Annotated in this window: 19 protein-coding genes; 5 read left to right on the forward strand and 14 right to left on the reverse strand. The window is 71.4% G+C overall.

What is annotated here, in order from left to right; genetic code table 11:
• Positions 1-190: 190 nt before the first annotated feature.
• A complete protein-coding gene (locus tag ABD346_RS22165) occupies positions 191-454 on the forward strand; it encodes a hypothetical protein (RefSeq protein WP_344377042.1) in 264 nt (87 codons plus the stop codon).
• 64 nt (positions 455-518) lie between these two features.
• On the opposite strand, the gene ABD346_RS22170 is transcribed toward ABD346_RS22165, so the two are convergent.
• From ABD346_RS22170 to ABD346_RS22190, 5 genes are all read right to left on the reverse strand, one after another.
• Positions 519-2018, reverse strand: a complete 1500-nt coding sequence (locus tag ABD346_RS22170) for a DUF7059 domain-containing protein (RefSeq protein ID WP_344377044.1) — start codon at positions 2016-2018, stop codon at positions 519-521.
• A 96-nt stretch (positions 2019-2114) separates the two neighbouring features.
• Positions 2115-2774, reverse strand: coding sequence for a small secreted protein (locus ABD346_RS22175; RefSeq protein ID WP_344377045.1), 660 nt, complete (start codon positions 2772-2774; stop codon positions 2115-2117).
• A gap of 168 nt (positions 2775-2942) precedes the next feature.
• The gene (locus ABD346_RS22180; RefSeq protein WP_344377046.1) at positions 2943-5336 is read right to left on the reverse strand and encodes a sodium-translocating pyrophosphatase; all 2394 of its coding nucleotides are present in this window, start codon (positions 5334-5336) and stop codon (positions 2943-2945) included.
• Positions 5337-5598: 262 nt separating this feature from the next.
• Entirely contained in the window at positions 5599-6048 is a 450-nt protein-coding gene (locus ABD346_RS22185) for an ATP-binding protein (protein WP_344377047.1), read from the reverse strand.
• Positions 6049-6153: 105 nt separating this feature from the next.
• A complete protein-coding gene (locus ABD346_RS22190; RefSeq protein ID WP_053728100.1) occupies positions 6154-6507 on the reverse strand; it encodes an STAS domain-containing protein in 354 nt (117 codons plus the stop codon).
• A 79-nt stretch (positions 6508-6586) separates the two neighbouring features.
• On the opposite strand from ABD346_RS22190, the gene ABD346_RS22195 reads away from it, so the two are divergent.
• Entirely contained in the window at positions 6587-9064 is a 2478-nt protein-coding gene (locus ABD346_RS22195; protein WP_344377048.1) for a DEAD/DEAH box helicase, read from the forward strand.
• On the opposite strand, the gene ABD346_RS22200 is transcribed toward ABD346_RS22195, so the two are convergent.
• The 7 genes from ABD346_RS22200 to ssd form a co-directional block, all read right to left on the reverse strand.
• Entirely contained in the window at positions 9006-9425 is a 420-nt protein-coding gene (locus tag ABD346_RS22200; RefSeq protein ID WP_344377049.1) for an Rv3654c family TadE-like protein, read from the reverse strand. The genes ABD346_RS22195 and ABD346_RS22200 overlap by 59 nt on opposite strands.
• A gap of 80 nt (positions 9426-9505) precedes the next feature.
• Complete coding sequence (locus ABD346_RS22205) at positions 9506-9835, reverse strand: TadE family type IV pilus minor pilin (protein WP_344377050.1); 330 nt, start codon at positions 9833-9835, stop codon at positions 9506-9508.
• Positions 9836-9869: 34 nt separating this feature from the next.
• Positions 9870-10103, reverse strand: coding sequence for a DUF4244 domain-containing protein (locus ABD346_RS22210; protein WP_381228018.1), 234 nt, complete (start codon positions 10101-10103; stop codon positions 9870-9872).
• 90 nt (positions 10104-10193) lie between these two features.
• Positions 10194-10988, reverse strand: a complete 795-nt coding sequence (locus tag ABD346_RS22215; protein WP_344377051.1) for a type II secretion system F family protein — start codon at positions 10986-10988, stop codon at positions 10194-10196.
• Positions 10985-11863, reverse strand: a complete 879-nt coding sequence (locus ABD346_RS22220; protein WP_381228022.1) for a type II secretion system F family protein — start codon at positions 11861-11863, stop codon at positions 10985-10987. The genes ABD346_RS22215 and ABD346_RS22220 overlap by 4 nt, the downstream gene beginning before the upstream one ends.
• Positions 11860-13056: a TadA family conjugal transfer-associated ATPase gene (locus ABD346_RS22225; RefSeq protein WP_381228117.1), complete on the reverse strand. Its 1197-nt coding sequence runs from the start codon at positions 13054-13056 to the stop codon at positions 11860-11862. Before ABD346_RS22225 ends, ABD346_RS22220 begins: the two co-directional genes overlap by 4 nt.
• Before the next feature lie 29 nt (positions 13057-13085).
• Entirely contained in the window at positions 13086-14201 is a 1116-nt protein-coding gene (ssd, locus tag ABD346_RS22230; protein ID WP_344377052.1) for a septum site-determining protein Ssd, read from the reverse strand.
• Positions 14202-14647: 446 nt separating this feature from the next.
• Here ssd and ABD346_RS22235 point away from each other — a divergent pair, with 446 nt between their 5' ends.
• Entirely contained in the window at positions 14648-15484 is an 837-nt protein-coding gene (locus tag ABD346_RS22235) for an HAD-IB family hydrolase (RefSeq protein WP_344377053.1), read from the forward strand.
• A 477-nt stretch (positions 15485-15961) separates the two neighbouring features.
• Here ABD346_RS22235 and ABD346_RS22240 read toward each other — a convergent pair whose 3' ends face one another.
• Positions 15962-16780: a Fic family protein gene (locus tag ABD346_RS22240; RefSeq protein WP_344377054.1), complete on the reverse strand. Its 819-nt coding sequence runs from the start codon at positions 16778-16780 to the stop codon at positions 15962-15964.
• A gap of 102 nt (positions 16781-16882) precedes the next feature.
• On the opposite strand from ABD346_RS22240, the gene ABD346_RS22245 reads away from it, so the two are divergent.
• Entirely contained in the window at positions 16883-17881 is a 999-nt protein-coding gene (locus tag ABD346_RS22245; RefSeq protein WP_344377055.1) for an ATP-binding protein, read from the forward strand.
• Here ABD346_RS22245 and ABD346_RS22250 read toward each other — a convergent pair.
• Positions 17859-19157, reverse strand: a complete 1299-nt coding sequence (locus tag ABD346_RS22250) for a polysaccharide deacetylase family protein (protein ID WP_344377056.1) — start codon at positions 19155-19157, stop codon at positions 17859-17861. The two genes, ABD346_RS22245 and ABD346_RS22250, sit on opposite strands and share 23 nt — an antisense overlap.
• Before the next feature lie 281 nt (positions 19158-19438).
• On the opposite strand from ABD346_RS22250, the gene ABD346_RS22255 reads away from it, so the two are divergent.
• A complete protein-coding gene (locus tag ABD346_RS22255; protein WP_344377057.1) occupies positions 19439-21760 on the forward strand; it encodes a SulP family inorganic anion transporter in 2322 nt (773 codons plus the stop codon).
• Positions 21761-21923 lie beyond the last annotated feature (163 nt).

Raw genomic sequence — 21923 nt, forward strand, 5'->3', positions numbered from 1 at the left:
ACATCACATCGGGCGTCGACCGCCACCTGCCACACCCCATCCACACGGCGAGGGACGGCTGGAATGCGCCGTCGGGCCGACGGCAGTACGTCACCCGTCGTACGCGTCCCCCCTGGCCGCGACTGCCAGGACACGTTCGCTCCGGCGAGCAGCAGCAGGGCGCGACTGGCCAGATTCGATACGGGAACACGTGCCGCATGCGCAGGCCGAGCGCGCCGAGCGCGAGCCCGGAGGCCGAGCAGCCGACGACGGCATCGCGCTGAGCCAGGTCGGCGCGGCCGGCCGTGGTCGGCGGACCGGCCAACTGCCCCGGCACGACGGCGCGTCCACGCGGTTGCCCGGCCGCGGGCCGCCGAGCCGAGCGGCATCCCGAGCCGGCCGCCACCCCGGTCTCGAACATCCGGGCCCCGACCAGGACTTCGGCCCCGACGAGCCGACGCATGCTCGGCCGTAGGACGGTCAACGCGCTGTTCCCCTAAGCCTGGTGGCTGTCCCCCGTGCCGCCTCCCCTCCTCGGGCTACTCCGCCACCGGCTCCAGGAAGCCCTGCTCGACCAGGAGCCGGATCGCTTCGGGCGTACGGTCCCGCAGTCGCACCGGGTCCTCGTCGATCAGCTGGGCGATCGCGTCCAGGATCCGTCCGGCCGGCAGCTGCCCGTCGCAGACGCCCGCGAACCCGGCGCCCACCGTGTCCACCTTGGTGGCCCGGCGCATGCCCCGGTTCTGCCGCAGCACCACGTGCTCCGGGTCCTCCGCTCCCGGCAGCCCCACCTGCTCCTGCACCACCTCGTCGGCCAGGCGGAACCGGTCGGCGAGCAGCGCCGCGTCGTCGTGGCGGCGCAGATAGTCCTGCCGCTCGAAGTGCGCGTGCACGGCGTCGCCGAGCGGCTGCTCGACCGGGTGCGGCCACTCCTCGGCCACGATGGACGGCTGCTCGCTGTCCGTGCGGCGCAGGGTGATCCAGCCGAAGCCGACCGCCTTGGTCTTGCGCGCCTCGAACTCGTCCAGCCACGCCTCGTAGCGCTCCGCGTAGCGGGCCGGGTCGGTGTGGTGGTCCCCGGCGTCGCGCAGCCACAGCTCGGCGTACTGGGTGATGTCCTGGACCTCGCGCTGCACGATCCAGGCGTCGCAGCCGCGCGGGACCCAGGAGCGGAGCCGGTCCTGCCACTCCTCGCCCTCGACGTGCTGCCAGTTGGCCAGGAACTGGGCGTACCCGCCGGGGTTGAGCCGCTCCCCCGCCTGCTGAACGAGCGTGCGGCACAGATCGTCCCCGCCCATTCCGCCGTCCCGGTAGGTGAGCCGGGCGCCGGGCGAGATCACGAACGGCGGGTTGGACACGATCAGGTCGTACGTCTCCTCGCCCACCGGCTCGTACAGCGAGCCCGTCCGCAGCTCGGCCTCCGGCGCGCCGGACAGGGCGAGGGTGAGCCGGGTGAAGTCGAGCGCGCGCGGGTTCAGGTCGGTGGCGGTGACCCGGGTGGCGTGCTGCGCGGCGTGCAGCGCCTGGATCCCGGAGCCTGTGCCGAGGTCGAGGGCGGAGCCCACGGGCCGCCGGACCGTGATGCCGGCCAGCGTCGTGGAGGCGCCGCCGACGCCGAGCACCATGGCCTCGTCGCGGCCGCTCGCCCCGCCCGCACCGCCGACCGCGCAGCCCAGGTCGGAGACGATGAACCAGTCCTGCCCCTCGGGCCCGCCGTAGGGCCGCACATCCACCGTGGCCCGCACCTCGTCGCCGTCGCGGACCACCCAGCCGTCCGCGAGGGCCTCCTCCAGCGGCAGGGCCGCGCGGGCGCTCTCGTACGCAACGGGCTGCTGGAGCAGGAAGAGCCGCACCAGCGTGTCGAGCGGCGCCTCGCCGCGGGTGGCGCGCAGGGCGGGGACGGTCTCGCTGCGGGCCAGCGCGGCGTACGCGGGCGCGCCGAGCAGGTCGAGCAGGCCGTCGGCGGTGAAGGCGGCGGCGAGCAGGGCGTCGCGCAGGCGGGCTGCGTGATCGGGCGTGGGAAGACTGGTCGTACTCACCCGGCCATTGTGGCCGCTGCCACTGACAATCACCCCATCACGGCCGTGGCCCGGCCCCCGTTGGAGAGGCCGGGCCACGGTCGAGGGCGCGTACGACTACGACTTCGGGCTCGCCGAGGACGAGGCCGCGCCGGACGGCGATGCGGAACCCGACGGCGAGGACGACGCGGCCGGGGCGCCCGCTCCCGAAGCCGAGGGCGCCGGGGCGGACGGCGTCTGCTTCTGGCAGCCGGGCTGCTTCTGCATGGCCTTGCCGATGTCGCCGGACTCCAGCTTCTTCAGGGAGGCGTCGCCCGTCGAGCTGATCTTGCCGAGCTCGGTCGCGATGTCCTCCAGGCCCTTGGCGAACGCCGCCTGGTCGCCGGCGTTGAGCGCGTCGACCTTCTTCTTGAGGTTCGCGTACGACACGGAGGAGGCGTTCAGCTCCTTGACGGCCTCCTGCTGGGTCGTGGCGCCGTCCTTGACCGGCGGAGCGCCGGCCTTGTCGACAGCGGCGCCCAGCGCCTTGTAGGCGTCCGAGATCTGCTGGAAGGCTCCCGAGTCGGTCTTCTGCACGTCGGCCGGCTTGCTGTCGTCACGCGTCTGCGCCTGGATGGCGGCGTTGGCGTCGGTGATCTTCTTGAACTGGGGCTGGGCCGTGTTGCAGAAGGTCTTCGCCCAGTCGTCGACCTTCTTGTTGGAGTCGTCGCTGCAGCCCGACAACGTCAGCATCAGTACCGCACCGCCGGACAGTGCGGCTGCAAGCTTCTTGTTCACCGGTTTGGTCCCTTCCAAGGCTCTCGGCCCCGGAACATACACGCCAAGTGGGCGACAAACGCCTGCCGTCCGTGTGGTCTGCCCCCTATTGCAGCCATTTGCACCAAGCAGAACGGGCGGACGGTGTGTCAAACCCCACCGTCCGCCCGCCCTTTGCCCGGCCTATGGCTACGAAACCACCGCCGGGTCAACCGACTTCGCGACCCGCTCGTTGTTGCCGTCGTCACCCACGGCCACGCTGCGCCGCTTCGAGACGTACACCGCGCCGACGATGACGATGATGGCGAGCGCCGCCACGATGCCTCGTACGGCCGGGTTCGCGTCGCCTCCGTAGGAGAACTTCACGATGGCCGGCGCGATCAGGAGCGCCACCAGGTTCATCACCTTGAGCAGCGGGTTGATCGCGGGGCCCGCGGTGTCCTTGAACGGGTCACCGACGGTGTCGCCGATGACGGTGGCGGCGTGGGCCTCGCTGCCCTTGCCGCCGAAGTGGCCGTCCTCGACCATCTTCTTGGCGTTGTCCCAGGCGCCGCCCGAGTTGGCGAGGAAGACCGCCATCAGGGTGCCGGTGCCGATCGCACCCGCGAGGTAGGAGCCGAGGGCTCCGACGCCGAGCGTGAAGCCGACCGCGATGGGCGCGAGCACCGCGAGCAGGCCGGGGGTTGCCAGCTCGCGGAGCGCGTCCTTCGTGCAGATGTCGACGACTCGCCCGTACTCCGGCTGCTCGGTGTAGTCCATGATCCCGGGGTGCTCGCGGAACTGCCGCCGCACCTCGAAGACCACCGAACCGGCCGACCGGGACACGGCGTTGATCGCGAGCCCCGAGAAGAGGAAGACGACCGCCGCGCCCAGCATCAGGCCGACCAGGTTGTTGGGCTGTGAGATGTCCATGCTCAAGGTGAGTTCGCTCGCCTTGGCGTGGACGTCGTTGACGGCCGTCCCGATGGCGTCCTTGAAGGAGCCGTAGAGCGCCGCGGCCGCCAGTACGGCGGTGGCGATCGCGATGCCCTTGGTGATGGCCTTGGTGGTGTTGCCCACGGCGTCCAGGTCGGTGAGCACCTGGGCGCCCGCGCCCTGGACGTCGCCGGACATCTCCGCGATGCCCTGAGCGTTGTCGGAGACCGGGCCGAACGTGTCCATGGCGACGATCACGCCGACCGTGGTCAGCAGACCGGTGCCGGCCAGCGCCACCGCGAACAACGCGAGCATGACCGAGGTGCCGCCGAGCAGGAAGGCCCCGTACACGCCGAGGCCGATCAACAGGGCGGTGTAGACGGCCGATTCGAGGCCGATGGAGATACCGGCCAGGACGACGGTGGCGGGCCCCGTGAGCGAGGACTTGCCGATGTCCCGGACGGGACGCCGGGTCGTCTCGGTGAAGTAGCCCGTCAGCTGCTGGATCAGCGCCGCGAGCACGATGCCGATGGCGACGGCGACGAGCGCGAGGATCCGCGGGTCGCCCTCATGCCCCTTGATCACCTCGTCCGTGACGCCGTTCAACTTGGCGTACGAGGACGGCAGATAGACGAAGACCGCGACGGCCACCAGGACCATCGAGATCACCGCGGAGATGAAGAAGCCGCGGTTGATGGCCGACATTCCGCTGCGGTCGGCGCGCCGCGGGGCGACCGCGAAGATGCCGATCATCGCGGTGACCACGCCGATCGCCGGGACGATCAGCGGGAAGGCGAGGCCCGAGTCGCCGAACGCCGCCTTGCCGAGGATCAGCGCCGCGACCAGGGTCACGGCGTACGACTCGAACAGGTCGGCCGCCATGCCGGCGCAGTCGCCGACGTTGTCGCCCACGTTGTCCGCGATGGTGGCGGCGTTGCGCGGGTCGTCCTCGGGGATGCCCTGTTCGACCTTGCCGACCAGGTCGGCGCCGACGTCGGCGGCCTTGGTGAAGATGCCGCCGCCGACACGCATGAACATCGCGATCAGGGCCGCACCGAGGCCGAAGCCCTCCAGGACCTTGGGTGCGTCGGCGGCGTACACGAGCACGACGACCGAGGCGCCGAGCAGGCCGAGGCCCACCGTGAACATGCCGACGACGCCGCCGGTACGGAAAGCGATCTTCATGGCCTTGTGGGAGACCGTGGTGAGATCCTTTTCGGGTTCGCCTTCCGCGGGAGTCGCCTCCCGGGCGGCTGCCGCGACGCGCACATTCGCGCGCACGGCGAGACGCATCCCGATGTATCCCGTCGTCGCCGAGAAGACGGCGCCGATCAGGAAGAACACGGAACGGCCGACACGCTGCGACCAGTTGTCGGACGGCAGCAGGAACAGCAGGAAGAACACCACGACGGCGAAGATGCCGAGGGTGCGCAACTGCCGGGTCAGATAGGCATTTGCGCCTTCCTGCACGGCAGCCGCGATCTTCTTCATCGAATCGGTGCCCTCGCCCGCGGCGAGGACCTGGCGCACCAGCAATTGCGCGACGATCAGGGCCGCCAGCGCGACAGCCGCGATGACGATCACGATCATTCGGTTGCCGTCGGTCAGTACCGCGGCAGCCAGGGATGTGGGGTGGTCGAGTTCCGTTGGGTTGAAGAGCCCCGCCATTCGTCCTCCTTGACGCTCAAAGCTCAAGATGTGGACGGATTGTAGGTAGCGGAACACGATCAAAACAGGGCGCCGCAAATGGAATTGACCTTCATCGGCTCATCAGAGAGAGATCCGGTCATGAGAATGCCCCCGAAAGCGGTAATGGGGCAAAAGCATTGACGCTTGATCGACGATCTAGGTACGGGGCCAAAAAATCTTGCCCGGGAAATGAAAAAGGCCCTGCTCAGCAGGGCCCGTCCCAATATCGAAAAGAAGTGGATCAGGGAAGCACCGTGGCCGGTGTGGTCGGCCAGCTCATCCGGATGACACCACCGGACTCGCCGGAGGTGACCTCCACATCGTCCACAAGCCCACTGATGACAGCGAGGCCCATTTCATCCTCCGCGCCGTCGTCGAGCTCGTCGTCCGGCGCCGGGCCGCCGCGCACCCCCGGCACCGCCGAGGCGCCGACACCCGACCCCGGCACCCCGTCGCCGACCTCGATGGAGAACAGCTTCTCCTCCTCGGTCAGGACGACGCGGACGGGGGCATCGATGCCGTGCGAGCGGTGCAGCCCCACGGCACGGCTGCACGCCTCGCCGACGGCGAGTCTGACCTCGTCGAGCACTGCCTCGTCGACCCCGGCCCGGCGCGCCACGGCGGCCGCCACCAGACGGGCCGTCCTGACGTGCTCGGGCTGGGCACTGAAACGGAGTTCAACGGTGGCCATTGGCGATCCCCCTCGAACGTACGGGCGTACATCTCAGGGGCCCCGGGCCACAATGCCGCCCGGCGCCCCTGTCCTTCCTCCGGAGCCGTCGAAGGACGGCCACCGTCAGTCGGTCGCGTTGACGGCCTCGTCGACCGAGCCGTGGATCGGGAACACCTTGGTGAGCCCAGTGATCCGGAAGATCTTCAAAATGCGCTCCTGGTTGCAGACCAGGCGCAGCGAGCCCTCGTGCGCGCGCACGCGCTTGAGCCCACCGACGAGCACACCCAGGCCGGTGGAGTCGAGGAAGTCCACGCCCTCCATGTCGACAACCAGGTGGTAGCTGCCGTCGTTCACCAACTCGACCAACTGCTCGCGCAGCTTGGGCGCGGTATACACATCAATCTCGCCACCGACCTCGACGACCGTACGGTCGCCACCAGGGCCGGACACATTGCGAGTCGACAGGGACAGGTCCACGGATCCTCCAGCACCTTGCTATCGAGCGGCCGCCCCCTGAGTCTCCCCGGCGGAGCCAGAGAACGGATCGCCAGCCGCGATGGCATTCAATCACTTACCAGCAGCCATGCACGACGCCTTGGGACCATTGTCCGCTACGCCAGTGACACACTCGGTGCCGATGGCCAGGAAACAGCGCCCCAGAACACCCGCCGACAGCACGGGTGAACGACCCGACCCCGGCACGGTCCTCGACCGGCTCACCGCAGGGGCCGACCGGGCTGCGCGCATCACTCATACGGAGCACTTGCCCCCGCGCGCGGGCCGTCATGCAGTCTGGCCGCACCTCATCCGCCCGGAAGTGATCAACGCCATTCAGGGCGCCGGCGTCGAGCATCCCTGGGCCCATCAGGCCACCGCCGCCGAGCACGCCCTGAACGGCGAGTCGGTGGTGATCGCCACCGGCACCGCCTCCGGCAAGTCGCTCGCCTACCTGGCGCCCGTCCTCAGTACGCTCCTGGACGGCTCCGAGGCCCCCAACGGCCGCGGCGCGACCGCCCTGTACCTCGCCCCGACCAAGGCCCTGGCCGCCGACCAGCGCCGCTCGGTGAAGGCCCTCGCGGCCCCGCTGGGCAACGCGGTCCGGCCCGCCGTGTACGACGGGGACACCCCGGTCGAGGAACGCGAGTGGGTACGCCAGTACGCCAACTACGTCCTCACCAATCCGGACATGCTGCATCTGGGCATCCTGCCCTCCCACCCCAGGTGGGCCTCCTTCCTGCGCGCCCTGCGCTATGTCGTCATCGACGAGTGCCACACCTACCGCGGCGTCTTCGGCTCCCACGTCGCCCAGGTCCTGCGCCGTCTGCGGCGCCTGTGCGCCCGCTACGGCGCCGACCCGGTCTTCCTGCTCGCCTCGGCCACGGCCGCCGAGCCCGCCGTCGCCGCGGGCCGCCTGACCGGCCTGCCGGTCGTCGAGGTCGCCGACGACGCCTCCCCGCGCGGCGAACTGGTCTTCGCCCTGTGGGAGCCCCCGCTCACCGAGCTGGCCGGCGAGAAGGGCGCCCCGGTGCGCCGCACCGCCATCGCCGAGACCGCCGACCTCCTCACCGACCTGGCCGTGCAGGGGGTCCGCACGGTCGCCTTCGTCCGCTCCCGGCGCGGCGCGGAACTGATCTCCGTCATCACCCAGGAGCGCCTGTACGAGGTCGACCGGACCCTCGCCCGGCGTGTCGCGGCCTACCGGGGCGGCTACCTCCCCGAGGAGCGCCGCGCCCTGGAGCAGGCCCTGCACTCCGGCGAGCTCCTGGGCCTGGCCGCCACCACCGCCCTGGAACTCGGCATCGACGTCTCGGGCCTCGACGCCGTCCTGATCGCGGGCTATCCGGGCACCCGGGCCTCGCTGTGGCAGCAGGCGGGCCGGGCCGGGCGCTCGGGCCAGGGCGCCCTGGCCGTCCTGATCGCCCGCGACGACCCGCTGGACACCTACCTCGTCCACCACCCCGAGGCGCTGTTCCAGCAGCCCGTCGAGTCCACCGTGCTCGACCCGGACAACCCGTACGTCCTGGCCCCCCACCTGTGCGCGGCGGCGGCGGAACTCCCGCTCACCGAGGCCGACCTGGACCTGTTCGGCCCCGCGAGCCCGGAGCTCATGCCCCAGTTGGAGCAGGCGGGGCTGCTCCGGCGCCGCAGCAACGGATGGTTCTGGACCCGCCGCGAGCGGGCCGCCGACCTCACCGACATCCGGGGCGGTGGCGGCCGCCCGGTCCAGGTCGTCGAGGCCTCGACGGGACGGCTGCTCGGTACGGTCGACGCGTCCGCCGCCCACACCACCGTCCACGACGGCGCCGTCCACCTCCACCAGGGCCGTACGTACCTGGTGAAGCACCTGGACCTGGAAGATTCCGCCGCCCTCGTCGAGGAGGCGAGCCCGCCCTATTCGACCGTCGCCAGGGACACCACCTCCATCTCCGTCCTGTCGACCGACACCGAGATCCCGTGGGGAGCCGGCCGCCTCTGCTACGGCTCCGTCGAAGTCACCAACCAGGTCGTCTCCTTCCTGCGCCGCAAACTCATCACCGGCGAGGTGCTCGGCGAGACCAAGCTCGACCTGCCGCCCCGCACCCTGCGCACCCGGGCCGTGTGGTGGACGGTCACCGAGGACCAGCTCGATGCCGCCCGCATCAACCCGGAGATCCTCGGCGGCGCCCTGCACGCCGCCGAGCACGCCTCCATCGGGATGCTGCCGCTCTTCGCCACCTGCGACCGCTGGGACATCGGCGGCGTCTCCGTGCCGCTGCACCCGGACACCCTGCTGCCCACGGTCTTCGTGTACGACGGCAACCCGGGCGGCGCCGGATTCGCCGAGCGCGCCTTCCACACCGCCGCGCGCTGGCTGGCCGCGACGCGCGAGGCGATCGCGTCCTGCGAGTGCGAGGCGGGCTGCCCGTCCTGCATCCAGTCGCCCAAGTGCGGCAACGGCAACGACCCGCTGCACAAACGCGGCGCCGTCCGCCTCCTCACGGAACTGCTGCGGGGAGCCCCGGAAGAGCCGGAGACGGCCCCGCCCGGGCCCTGACGCTCGGTGCGTACGGGCCGAACCTCGCCCGCACCCGTACGTCCGCGATCTCCCCGGACACCGTGCAGCGCACCATCTCCGTGCCCTGGGCCAGGGCTACCTCGGTGGCCTTGGCACAGGCGTCCGGCGAGCCCCACAGGGCCCGGTCGGCCGCCGCGAGCGCGGCCAGGTCGGCGGCCCCGCCGGCCCGGTGCCGGGCGGTCACCGCCTGGCCGAGGCACAGCACGGCCGCGAACACGGCGCACATCGTGGCGGCCGTGAGCGCCACCCAGACGGTGGCGGAGCCCCGGTCGGCAGAGCTCGGGTCCTGCGTACATCGGTTGAGCAGAGCCCTGCCCCGGCGGCCCGGGCGACTTCGCATCGCCCCGTGCACAGGACCCCGCATCCGCCGGTTCACAAGATCTCGTATCCGCCGGTCCGCACGACCCCGCATGCGCCGGTTCACGAGCCCTCCCCCACCGTGTCCTCGGCCAGTGCCGCGGCCTCGGCGCTCAGCGTCAGGGCCAGGTGGTGCGGCCCCGGCGTGGCGGACTCCACGCGGACCCGCCACAGCTCCCCGGTCCGCCGCACCGTGACCGTGGCGCCCTTCGGTGCCGCCGACCTGGCCGCCGCCACCGCCACGGCCTCCGGCTCGGAGCGGGCCGCCGCACGGGCCCCGGCCCGGGCCGCGTCCACGCACCGGATCTCCGCCGAGGCCGCCGTCAGCGCCCAGAGCAGCGCCATCGCGAACCCCACCAGGGCAGGAATCGCCACGGCTGCCTCAGCCGTCACGAACCCCCGGTCACCCCGCCACCGCCTCCCACGCTCAGAACTGCACATCGAGCGCCCTGGTGATCAGCTGGGTCAGCGCCGACACGACCCCGCCGCTGGTGACGACCTTGTACAGAATCGCCGCGAAGGCACACGCCGCGAGGGTGCCCACGGCGTACTCGGAGGTCGTCATCCCCGCGTCCCCCCGCACCCTGCGCCGCAGTGCGAGCCCCCAGAGCCGCATCCGCCGCGTCATGGCACCGACGTGCCGATTGATTACCGCGCTCATGATTCCCAACTCCTTTGATTGATGGATACGTTCAGTGACATCGGTGTTGTGCCGACAAGAGGTCCGGGCGGCTCGGCGAGGTGAACCCCCTCACCGCCTGAGCAGCCCGCCCGCGAGCCCGATCACCACCGGGGCAACCCCCGCCGCGAGGAAGGCCGGGAGGAAGCAGAGGCCCAGAGGGCCGGTAATGAGCACGCCCGCGCGTCTGGCCCGGGCCGATGCCTCGCGGGTCCGTTCGGCCCGGCAGCGCTCGGCCACCCTCGCGACGGGCCCTGCCGCGGGAGCCCCCGACAAAGCCGCCCGCTCCAGGCAGCGGGCCAGCTCGGCCGCGCCCGGTATCGCCCCCAACCTCCCCCACGCGTCGGCCGGTTCACCGCCCATGCGCAGTTCGGCGGCGGCCTTGCCCAGCCGTGCGCCGACCGGCCCTTCCAACGAGGCCCCGACCGCCCCCGCCGCCTCGCGCGGCCCTGCCCCGGCCGCGAGACAAGCGGCCAACAGGTCGGCGGCGAGCGGAAGTTCGCGGACCGCCGCCCGGCGCTCGCTGTCCCCGTTCCCCCGGGCCCGGCGCCGACGCCCCCACACCCAGGCCCCGTACGCCGCCGCCAGGCCGGCCAGTACGCCCCCGATCCCGCCGACCAGCACACAGCCGGCCGCCAGCGCCCCCAGCGGGGCTCCCCCCTGCTTGGCGCGGGCCGTCCACGCCGGGCTCCTTTTCCGGCACGGAGGCAGGCTCAGCGCCTCCAGGGCCAGCAGTGCGGCCGTGCGGCGCCGCACCCTGCGCTCCTCCCGGCGCCGCGCCACGCCCAGCGCCGTCCACAGGGCGAGAGCAACCGCCCCCACCGTCACCCCCACCCTGTGGACAACCTCCGGCGACCACAGGCTCATCGCCCCTCCCCGGCCCGAACGATCCGCGCCGCCCACCACACCCCGGCGGCCTCCAGGACCGCGGCCATCAGCAGGCAGCCGAACCCGGCCGGGCTGTGCAGCAGCACCCGCAGCGGGCTCGCGCCCATCGCCGTGCCGAGCACGAGCCCCAGAACCGGCAGGAGGGCGAGGAGAAGCACCGTGGTGCGGGGGCCGGCCAACTCGGAGCTCAGTGCGTCCTGTTGCTCCCGCTCCGCCCGCAGCGCGCTCTCCAGACGCTCCAGACCGGAGGCGAGCCCCGCCCCGCCGTCCACCGCGGCCTGCCAGCACGCGGCGACCCCGGCAAGGCCTTCGGCGCCCGGCTCCCTGGCCGCCTCGCGCAGCGCCCCGGGCACGTCGCCGCCGAACTTCGCGGCCGCCACCACAGAGGCCGTCGCCGTACCCAGGGCCGCCGTGTCCCGGGCGGCCACGGCCAGCGCCTGGCCGGGCTGACGACCTGCTCGCAGCTCCCCCGCCACGGCGGCGCACCAGGCGATCACCTCGTCGGCCCGCCGCACCCTGGCCCGCTCACGCTCCCGGGCCCGCAGCCGCCGTCCCACCAAGGGCACCGCCACCGCCCCAGCGATCAACGGCAGCACCGATCCGCCCAGGACGGCGAGCACAAGCCCCAACGGCAGGCACAACCACTCCATCCGCCACCGCGCCCGGCCGCGCATCCCCTCGAACCACCGGCCAAGGGGCGACGCCTCGAAAGCGCCCTCTCGGGCGGCGCTTCCGGCGCCCGCGAACATCAGCCGGGCCCGCCGCACCCCCTGGTCCTGCCCGGCCCACATCCAGGCTGCCGCCCCCGCGCACATCGCCGCCCAGGCGGGCAGCCCCACCTGAAGATCTGTCACCAAGCACCCCCGATCAGCGCCCGCAGCCGCTCCCAGCCCGAGTCGCGCACAAACCCCGCCGCGCCCCATCGCAGCGCGGGCACCGTCACCACCAGGCCCGCCGTGTCCCGCTCCAGGACGCGCACCTCGGCGATCCGGCGCTGCCCGGCCCGGTCGCGCACGAGATGGACCACCACCGACAGCGCGGCCGCCAACTGGCTGTGCAGCGCGGCCCGGTCGAGTCCGGCCGCCGTGCCCAGCGCTTCGAGACGGGCCGGTACATCTGCGGCGGAATTGGCATGAACCGTCCCACAACCTCCCTCGTGGCCCGTGTTCAGGGCGCTCAGCAGGTCGGTCACCTCGGCGCCCCGGACCTCGCCCACGACCAGCCGGTCCGGCCGCATCCGCAGTGCCTGGCGCACCAGGTCCCGCAGCGTCACCAGACCCGCGCCCTCCTGGTTGGCGGGCCGTGATTCGAGGCGCACGACATGCGGATGGTCGGGCCTCAACTCGGCCGAATCCTCGGCAAGTACGATCCGTTCGCCCTTCCCGACCAGGCCGAGCAGGGTGGACAGAAGCGTGGTCTTGCCGGTGCCCGTGCCCCCGCTCACCAGGAACGACACCCGGGCTTCGATCATCGCCCGCAGCAGCCGCTCGCCATCGGGCGGCACCGTGCCCGCCTCGGCGAGTTCCGCCAGCGAGAACGCCCTCGGCCGCACCACGCGCAGCGCGAGGCAGGCCGATCCGACGGCGACCGGCTCCAGGACGGCATGCATCCGGGTCCCGTCCGGCAGCCGGGCGTCCACCCAGGGCCGGGCGTCGTCGAGCCGGCGTCCCGCCACCGCGGCGAGGCGCTGGGCGAGCCGGCGCACCGCCGCCGCGTCGACGAAGCGGACCCCGGTCAGCTCCAGCCCGCCGCCCCGGTCCACCCATACCCGGTCGGGCGCCGAGACCAGGACGTCCGTGACCTCCGGATCGGCCAGCAAGGGCTCCAGCGGCCCCGTACCGACCAGCTCGGACCGCAACTCCTCGGCCCCGCCGAGGACTTCGGCGTCTCCGAGCAGCCGCCCCTGCGCGCGCAGCGCGGCCGCGACCCTGGCCGGGGTGGGCTCGGCCCCGCTCTCGGCAAGGCGCTGCCGTACGGCGTCGAGCAGCGGCGGGCCCACGCCCCGCACCGGGGTCCCGCCGGGGCGCGCCCCGCCGGCGGCCGACATCGACGCACTCAATGAGGACTGCACCGTGTTCATGACACCGCTCCCCCGGCGAGGCCGCCGGCCAGTGCCTGGTCCCAGAAGGCCGTGCAGAATCTGGCCAGTGGACCGCGTGGCGCACTCCCCGGCGGGGCGCCGCCCTCCTGAGCCTCCAACAGTCCTGATTCCACCGGGAGTTCACCTGCCAGTGGCAGACCCAGCGCGTCGGCCACCCACTGCTCGTCGAGCCCGGACGCGTACGGGCCCCGTACCACCGCGCGCAGATCGCGCAGCACCATGCCGACCGCGGAGGCGACCCGGTTCGCCGCCGCGACGGCGCGCAGCTCGGCCGGGACCACCAGAAGCCCCAGGTCCAGTTGGGCGAGCGCCTCGACCACCGCGTCGTCGACACGGCGCGGCAGGTCCACGACGACCACCCCGCCGCGCCTGCGGGCCGCCGCCAGCACCGCGCGCATCGCCTCCCCCGGGATCACCACCGAGTCCCCCCGGTCCCAGCTCAGCACCCTCAACTGATGCAGCCGCGGCAGCGATTCCTCCAGCGCGCCCCCGGCGACCCGCCCGCGCGAAGCGGCGAAATCCGGCCACCGGCGGCCGTCGGCCTGCTCGCCACCGAGCAGCACATCGAGGCCCCCGCCGAGCGGATCGCCGTCGATCAGCATGGTGCGCTGCCCGGAGCGGGCTGCGGTCACCGCGAGGGCGCAGGCCAGCGTGGAGGCCCCGGCACCGCCGCGTCCGCCGATCACCCCGACGGTCAGGGCCGGGCGCCCCACGCCTTCGGCCGCGTCCGCGATCCGGTCGACGAGCCACGGCTCGGCGTCGGGCAGCCGCAGCACATGGTCCGCGCCGAGCTCGACCGCGGCCTGCCACACGCCCGGGTCGTCCTGGTCCCGGCCCACCAGGAGCACCCCGCGCCTGCGGGCCGATCCGAGCAGCCGGGGAGCGGCGTCGTCGCCGACCAGGATCAGCGGTGCGCTCTCCCAGCCGCCCTTGCGGTCGGGCACGCCGTGGCACACCTCGGGCTCGGCGCCGGCCGCCGCGCACAGGCGCAGCAGATCGTCGAGCAGTTCCTCGTCCTCGGTCACGATCAGCGGTCCGCCGCGCCGCCCCTCCGTGCCCGGCGGTCGATCGGAAGCCATGACTCCGCCCATGATTTCCGCCCCCTCTCACATGGATTCCTGCGTCCGCGTTCTTCGCGAACTGGAATCACGGTGGAGGGAGACCCGAAATAATGTGGATCTTGATCGAAATCTGTGGACAACTATCCGCGTTGTGAATATCCCGTTCACCTATACCGGTGACTTCCGGAGCGCAGCGCAACCACTACGCACAGTGACGCATCTCAGGCGTGGGAGAGCGACGGGCGCGAGTCGGAGAGAGGGGGACGACGATCGGATCCAAGGGCCGAAAACGCATCCGGACATGCGACGACCCCCGCCGGGGGGGAGAGCGGGGGTCGTCCCCACGGCCGACTCGGGGGGGGGAGGAGTCGGACCGGGTTAGCACGGTCGCGAACGATCCGTGACTTCCATGGTGTACCCGAGAGCCTTCTCAGGCAAACCCACGCGCCCCAGCTTACGCCGAATGGTGGGCGCCTATGCTCGGGCTCGTGGAAAACCACTCGTTGCCGCGAACCGCCGCCTTCTTCGACTTGGACAAGACAGTCATTGCCAAGTCGTCGACACTGACCTTCAGCAAGTCCTTCTATCAAGGAGGACTGATCAACCGCCGCGCCGTACTGCGCACCGCGTACGCGCAGTTCGTATTCCTCGCCGGTGGCGCCGACCACGATCAGATGGAGCGGATGCGCGAGTATCTGTCCGCTCTGTGCAAGGGCTGGAACGTCCAGCAGGTCAAGGAGATCGTCGCCGAGACCCTGCACGATCTGATCGACCCGATCATCTACGACGAGGCCGCCTCGCTGATCGAGGAGCACCACGCCGCCGGCCGCGACGTGGTCATCGTGTCGACGTCCGGCGCGGAGGTCGTCGAGCCGATCGGCGAACTGCTCGGCGCGGACCGGGTGGTGGCCACCAGAATGGTGGTCGGCGACGACGGCTGCTTCACGGGCGACGTCGAGTACTACGCCTATGGGCCGACGAAGGCCGAGGCCGTCAAGGAGCTGGCCGAGTCCGAGGGATACGACCTGGCGCGCTGCTACGCCTACAGCGATTCGGCAACCGATGTGCCGATGCTGGAGTCGGTCGGCCACCCCCACGCCGTCAATCCGGACCGGGCACTGCGCCGCGAAGCGGCCGCCCGAGAATGGCCGGTTCTCGTCTTCAACAGGCCGGTCAGTCTCAAGCAAAGGCTGCCCGCCATCAAGATGCCGCCCCGGTCGGCGCTGCTGGTCGCGGCGGCGGTCGGAGCGGCCGCGGCGACCGCCGGTCTCGTCTGGTACGCCAGCCGCCGGCGTGGCTGCGGCTCCGCTTGAGGCACCGCGCAAACCTGCTCGAAGGGCGTTCCTGGAGAGCACACGGGAAACAGACGTCCGTTTCACCCCTGTTTGAACCTAAAAGTAAAGAACTGGGGTCAGGGGTTTCGCTTCCCGCCGTACGGGAGTAGAAAGGACTCAACGGCCCGCGAGACCTGGGACATCCGAGAGGATCACCTTCTACGCAATAAAGGCCCCACGGACCGAGCATGAACATCGAGCACCCACGCGACGTCGACCCGTCGATTACGGGCCAGCCGCACCAGGTGAACGGGCAGAGAATCCCGGCCTGATGGGCAATTTTCGAGGACGCTTGGTAACACGGTGGACATGCCAGCGGCGGTATCGGACATCGATACCGCCGCAACCCTTTTCCCGTACGAAATGTACGACTTCAGGTGTACGCACTGTACGGCTCGGGGCTTCCGGGGAAGGGCGAACCGGGCGCCCGCCGCGAGCAGTCGGCAGGCCCGTCGCCTACGCGGCGCCGCGCTGCAGGGCCTCGCACACCGCCGTCGACTCGCGCACACCCAGCTCGACCGCCTTGCCGCAGTGGGCGATCCAGGCAGCCATGCCCTGCGGGGTCCCCGAGGCGTAGCCGTCGAGCGCCGCCGCGTAAGCCGCCCGTCCCAGCTCCGCATGACCGACCTCGGCCGGGCAGATCGCCTTCGGGTCCAGGCCGCTGCCGATCAGCACGATCCGCTCGGCGGTGCGCGCGACGAGTCCGTTGTACGAGGCGAAGGGCCGCAGCGCGAGGAGTTCTCCGTGCACGATGGCGGCGGTCACCAGGGCCGGGGCCGAGCTGCCCGCGATGATCAGTTGGGAGAGGCCTTCGAGGCGGCCCGCGACCTCGTCCGCGTCCGGCAGCGGGAGTTCGACGAGCGGCTCGTCGACGGCTTCGCCGTGCTGACGCGGCCGGCCGACCGCGTCACCGGCGTCCGCGGCCGCGACCAGGTGCAGCCGGGCAAGCACCCGCAGGGGCGACTGCCGCCAGATGGACAGGAGTTGGCCCGCCTCGGCGGTCAGCCGCAGCGCGGCGCCGACCGTGCGCGCCTCGGGCTCGCTGCCGAAGTCGGTACGCCGCCGCACCTCTTCGAGAGCCCAGTCCGCGCCGGACAGGGCGGCACTGCCGCGGGCCCCGCGCAGCGCCGCTTCCGAGGTGATCTCGTTGCTGCGGCGCCGCATCACACGGTGCCCGTAGACCCGGTCCACGGCCTTGCGCACGGAGTCCACGGCGTCCGGGACGCCCGGCAGCCCACCGAGGGCGACGAGAGGGTCAGCGGCGTTCGTACTCATAGGTAAGGAGGCTACGCGTCCGCAAGCCGTGCCCCACCTTCGAGTGGTCTTCTTCACTTGACATGCATACATAGCGCCACCATGCAATTACCCTTGGTGAACATGAAGATCGCTTTCGTGGGGAAGGGCGGCAGCGGCAAAACCACGCTGTCCTCGCTCTTCATCCGCCACCTCACCGCCAACGAGGCCGCCGTCGTCGCGGTCGACGCCGACATCAACCAGCACCTCGGGGCCGCGCTCGGGCTCGACGAGGAGGAGGCCGCGGCCCTGCCCGCGATGGGCGCGCACCTGCCGCTCATCAAGGAGTACCTGCGCGGCACCAACCCGCGGATCGCCTCCACGGAGACGATGATCAAGACGACGCCGCCCGGCCACGGGTCCCGGCTGCTCAGGGTGCGCGAGGCGAACCCGGTGTACGAGGCGTGCGCGCGCCGGGTGGTGCTCGACGACGGGGACATCCGGCTGATGGCGACGGGCCCGTTCACCGAGTCCGACCTGGGCGTCGCCTGCTACCACTCGAAGGTCGGCGCGGTCGAGCTGTGCCTGAACCACCTGGTGGACGGCGTGGACGAGTACGTCGTCGTCGACATGACGGCGGGCTCGGACTCGTTCGCCTCCGGCATGTTCACGCGCTTCGACATGACGTTCCTGGTGGCCGAGCCGACCCGCAAGGGCGTCTCGGTCTATCGCCAGTACAAGGAGTACGCCCGGGACTACGGGGTCGCACTCAAGGTCGTCGGCAACAAGGTGCAGGGCCAGGACGACGTGGACTTCCTGCGCGCCGAGGTCGGCGACGACCTCCTGGTGACGGTGGGCCACTCCGACTGGGTCCGCGCCATGGAGAAGGGCCGCCCTCCGCGCTTCGAGCTGCTTGAGGCCGACAACCGGCTCGCCCTGCAGACGCTCCAGAACGCGGCGGACGATTCGTACGGGAATCGGGATTGGGAGCGCTACACGCGGCAGATGGTGCACTTCCATCTGAAGAACGCGGAGAGCTGGGGCAACGCGAAGACCGGGGCCGACCTGGCCGCGCAGGTCGACCCCGCCTTCGTGCTGAGCGAGGGGCTGATCGCCGAGATCAGTGAGCCGCAGCCTGCTTGACGGCCGGCTCGGGCGCCGCGGGCTTCAGCGGGGCGACCGGCTTCCCGGGGGCCCCGGGCTGGGCGGCCTCCAGAGCTGCCCAGCCACCCTGGGGCGCCTCGCCGACCTTCAGCGCGTTGAACTTGGCGAGCACGGCCGGGTCCTGGGCATCCAGCCAGTCGGCGAGCTGACGGAACGAGACGCAACGGACGTCGCGCTTCACGCACACCGTCCTGATGGTGTCCTCGATGGCGCGCATATAGGTGCCACCGTTCCAGGACTCGAAGTGGTTGCCGATGATCAGTGGTGCGCGGTTGCCGTCGTAGGAGCGGGCGAAGGCCTGGAGGAGGCCGTCGCGCATCTGGTTGCCCCAGTACTCGTGCTGATCGGCGTCACCGGTCATCGCGTTGGACTGGTTCATGTAGAAGTTGTAGTCCATGGACAGCGTCTCGAAGCCACGGCCCGGAACCGGCACCAGCTGCATCGACAGGTCCCAGACGCCGTTGTCGTTCTTCTTCGGCCACACCTGGTCGTTGACGGCGCTGGTGTCGTAGCGGAAGCCCATCTGGCCCGCGGCCGCGACGAAGTTCTTGCGTCCCTCCAGGCAGGGGGTACGGCCGCCGATGAGCTCCTTGTCGTAGTCGAACGGGAGCGGCGCCTCCGCCTTCATGCCGGAGTTTGTCTTCCAGTTCTTCACAAAGGACTTGGCTTGCGCGATCTCGCTCTTCCACTCGTCCACCGACCAGGTGCCGACGCCGCCGTCGGGGCCGCAGAAGTGGCCGTTGAAGTGGGTCCCGATCTCGTTGCCCTCCTGCCACGCGGCACGCAGTTGGGTGATGGTGTCCTTGATGCCCGTGTCGTCATTGAAACCGATGTCCGAGAGGCCCGAGGAGTGCTTGGGCGCGGTGTACAGGTTCGCCTTGGCCTCGGGGAGCAGGTACACGCCGCTCAGGAAGTACGTCATGGTCGCGTTGGACTCCTTGGCGACCTGGCGGAAGTGAGAGAAGAGCTTCTGGCTGTCCTCGCCCGCGCCGTCCCAGGAGAACACCACGAACTGGGGCGGCTGCTGCCCCGGTTTCAGCTTCTGGGCCTTGAGCAGGTGCGGCTGGAGCCCGGTGTACGCGGTGGAGCCGTCCCCGATGAGGTGGGGCACGATCTTGGGGGCGGCCGCGCCCTGCGGGCCGGCGTGCGCGCCCGGCCTGGCCGGGTCCGAGGAGCAGCCCGCGGCTCCGGCGGCCAGCGCCGCGGTGATGACACCCGCAGCGATCCTCTTGGTGGCGTGCGTGGCGGCGATCATCCGCCCACCTCTTTCTTGCGGTTATGTGATTGAAATGCCGTCACGGCGCCGCAAAAGTCGCACGCGGACTCAGAGGTGAAGGTGCGACAAGCCGGTTGAAAAGCTGCTTATTCACCCTTGAGGGTGAATCATTGACCCATTTGCTCCAAATGTGAAGCGCAGCACTTTACTCTGCATTACGATTCGTTTACCGAGAGTTGAGAGTCCCGCCGCTGCAATGCCGTGACCCACGGCCGCGACCCCACGTTCCGCGACCGCGCTGCCCCGGAGGAGACGGGAACATGCCTGCTTGCGTACCCACTCGTGCCAAGAATCCAGCTCGCACACCTCGCATACGGCGACGGCACCAGGCGTCCCCTTCCGGGGACGGGTCGAGGCGCCGCTTCCTGATCAAGGGCGCCGATGTCTCGGCGTCCATCACGGTCTTCCTGCTCGCCGTCCCGATGTCGCTCGGTCTCGCCGTCGCCATCGATGCGCCCCTGGAGGCCGGCCTTATCGCGGCCGGCGTCGGCGGGATCGTCGCCGGGCTGCTCGGCGGCTCGCCCCTCCTCGTCAGCGGGCCGTCGGCCGGCCTCACCGTGGTGTCCGCCGAGCTGATCCAGACGTACGGCTGGCGCACCAGCTGCGCCATCACCGTGTGCGCGGGTCTGCTCCAAGTCGCCCTGGGCTCACTGAAGACCGCGCGCTCCGCCCTCGCGGTCAGCCCCTCGATCGTGCACGGCACGCTCGCCGGCATCGGCGCCGCCATCGCGCTCGCCCAGCTCCACATCGTCCTCGGCGGCTCCCCGCAGAGCTCGGTCGTGGACAACGCCCTTGCCCTGCCGGAGCAGTTGGCCCAGGTCGGCCCGGCGGCCCCCCTCATCGGCGCGCTGACCATCGCCGTACTCCTGCTGTGGCCGCGCGTTCCCGGGCGCATCGGCAAAGCCCTGCGCCGGATCCCCGCCGCGTTGGCGTGCGTGGTGGTCGCCACCGGCGTCGCCGCGCTCGCCGCCCCGCACATCGCCCGCGTCGCCCTGCCCTCCTGGGACGCGCACGTGCTGCCCGAGCTGCCACAAGGGCCGGTGCTCGGGCTCGCCGCCGCCGTGCTCACCGTGACGCTGGTCGCCAGCCTGGAGTCGCTGCTCTCCGCGGTCGCCGTGAACCGCCTCGCGTCCGAGCGGCCGGGCACCACGGCCCCACCGCGCCCCGACCTCGACCGCGAGCTGCGCGGCCAGGGCATTGCCAACGCCGTCTCCGGGCTGCTCGGCGGCATGCCCGTCTCGGGCGGCGCGGTGCGCGGCAGCGCCAACGTCCGGGCGGGCGCGACCGGCCGCGCCTCGACCGTGCTGCACGGCGTGTGGGTGCTGCTCGCGGCCGGGCTGCTCGTGTCCGTACTGGAGTGGATCCCGCTGGCCGTGCTGGCCGCCCTGGTCATGATGGTCGGCATCCAGATGGTCAACTTCGCGCACATCCGCAACGTCCACAAGCACCGCGAATTCCTGGTTTATGTGGCTGCCGTCGGCGGAGTGCTCGTCCTGGGCGTGCTGCAAGGAGTGGTCCTGGGGATCGCGGTGGCCGTGGCCGTCGCGCTGCACCGGCTCGCCCGTACCCGGATCACCGTCCAGGAGGAGGCCGACGGCACGTATCTGGTGCGTGCCCGCGGCCAGTTGACGTTCCTCGCCGTGCCCCGGCTGACCCGGGCGCTCGGCCATGTCCCCCAAGGAGCCGACACCATCGTGGAGCTGGACGGGTCGTTCATGGATCACGCCGCCTTCGAGGCGCTGCAGAGCTGGCAGGACGCGCACCGCGCGCGCGGCGGCAGCGTACGCACCACCGGGCGCGCCGGCGGCAGGGTCGCCGAGCCCGCCTCCACGGCGCACACGTGCTGCCGCCCCTGGACGCCGTGGCGCAACCACCACTGTCACGATCATCAGCCACAGCGCGCCCACGGGGACCAACTGGCCAGCGGGCTCAGCTCGTTCCAGCGCAACACCGCTCCCCTGGTGCGCGACGAGCTGGCCCGGCTCGCCCGCGAGGGCCAGCGGCCGCAGCAGCTCTTCATCACCTGCGCGGACTCGCGCCTGGTCACCAGCATGATCACGTCCAGCGGTCCGGGCGATCTGTTCACCGTGCGCAACATCGGCAACCTGGTCCCGCCGCCGGGCGCGGAGGGCGTCGACGACTCGGTCGCCGCGGCCATCGAGTACGCCGTGGACATCCTCCAGGTCCAGTCGATCACCGTCTGCGGGCACTCCGGCTGCGGCGCGATGCAGGCACTGCTCAACAGCAACCCCGAGGCGCCGATGACGCCGCTGCGCCGCTGGCTGCGGTACGGCAGGCCGAGCCTGGAGCGGATGGCGAGCCGGCGGCACTCCTGGGCCCGGATCGCCGGGCGGCTGCCCGCCGACGCCGTGGAACAGCTCTGTCTGACCAATGTCGTCCAGCAGTTGGACCATCTGCGGCAGCACGAAGCGGTGGCCCGCGCGCTGGAGGCGGGCACCCTCGCCCTGCACGGCATGTACTTCCACGTCGGCGAGGCGCAGGCCTATCTGCTGGCTCCGGACGACCACGCGGAGGTCTTCGTGGGCGTCGGCGTCAACCTCCTGGAGGACACGCACGCCTGAACCTGCCTCGCCTCGTCGAGAACGTACGGCCTCTCCCGAGCGGCTTCCCCCGCCGCAGGAGAGGCCGTCCGCGTGCCGCGCCGATGACCGGCGAGCACTACAGGTCTAAACCAATTCCCTGGAGGCCCTTGTCACCCGGCCTGTGGCCTGATGAGCTATGGCC

This window comes from Streptomyces mauvecolor (assembly GCF_039532965.1).
Taxonomy (GTDB): domain Bacteria; phylum Actinomycetota; class Actinomycetes; order Streptomycetales; family Streptomycetaceae; genus Streptomyces; species Streptomyces violascens.

What these genes read in the sequence shown, in the direction of transcription:
- ABD346_RS22180 (WP_344377046.1), bottom strand. Translation starts at nt 5,336, where the DNA reads ATGGCGGGGCTCTTCAACCCAACGGAACTCGACCACCCCACATCCCTG.
- ABD346_RS22185 (WP_344377047.1), bottom strand. Translation starts at nt 6,048, where the DNA reads ATGGCCACCGTTGAACTCCGTTTCAGTGCCCAGCCCGAGCACGTCAGG.
- ABD346_RS22195 (WP_344377048.1), top strand. Translation starts at nt 6,587, where the DNA reads ATGGCATTCAATCACTTACCAGCAGCCATGCACGACGCCTTGGGACCA.
- ABD346_RS22200 (WP_344377049.1), bottom strand. Translation starts at nt 9,425, where the DNA reads ATGCGAAGTCGCCCGGGCCGCCGGGGCAGGGCTCTGCTCAACCGATGT.
- ABD346_RS22210 (WP_381228018.1), bottom strand. Translation starts at nt 10,103, where the DNA reads ATGAGCGCGGTAATCAATCGGCACGTCGGTGCCATGACGCGGCGGATG.
- ABD346_RS22215 (WP_344377051.1), bottom strand. Translation starts at nt 10,988, where the DNA reads ATGAGCCTGTGGTCGCCGGAGGTTGTCCACAGGGTGGGGGTGACGGTG.
- ABD346_RS22225 (WP_381228117.1), bottom strand. Translation starts at nt 13,056, where the DNA reads ATGTCGGCCGCCGGCGGGGCGCGCCCCGGCGGGACCCCGGTGCGGGGC.
- ssd (WP_344377052.1), bottom strand. Translation starts at nt 14,201, where the DNA reads ATGGGCGGAGTCATGGCTTCCGATCGACCGCCGGGCACGGAGGGGCGG.
- ABD346_RS22235 (WP_344377053.1), top strand. Translation starts at nt 14,648, where the DNA reads ATGCTCGGGCTCGTGGAAAACCACTCGTTGCCGCGAACCGCCGCCTTC.
- ABD346_RS22240 (WP_344377054.1), bottom strand. Translation starts at nt 16,780, where the DNA reads ATGAGTACGAACGCCGCTGACCCTCTCGTCGCCCTCGGTGGGCTGCCG.
- ABD346_RS22245 (WP_344377055.1), top strand. Translation starts at nt 16,883, where the DNA reads ATGAAGATCGCTTTCGTGGGGAAGGGCGGCAGCGGCAAAACCACGCTG.
- ABD346_RS22250 (WP_344377056.1), bottom strand. Translation starts at nt 19,157, where the DNA reads ATGATCGCCGCCACGCACGCCACCAAGAGGATCGCTGCGGGTGTCATC.
- ABD346_RS22255 (WP_344377057.1), top strand. Translation starts at nt 19,439, where the DNA reads ATGCCTGCTTGCGTACCCACTCGTGCCAAGAATCCAGCTCGCACACCT.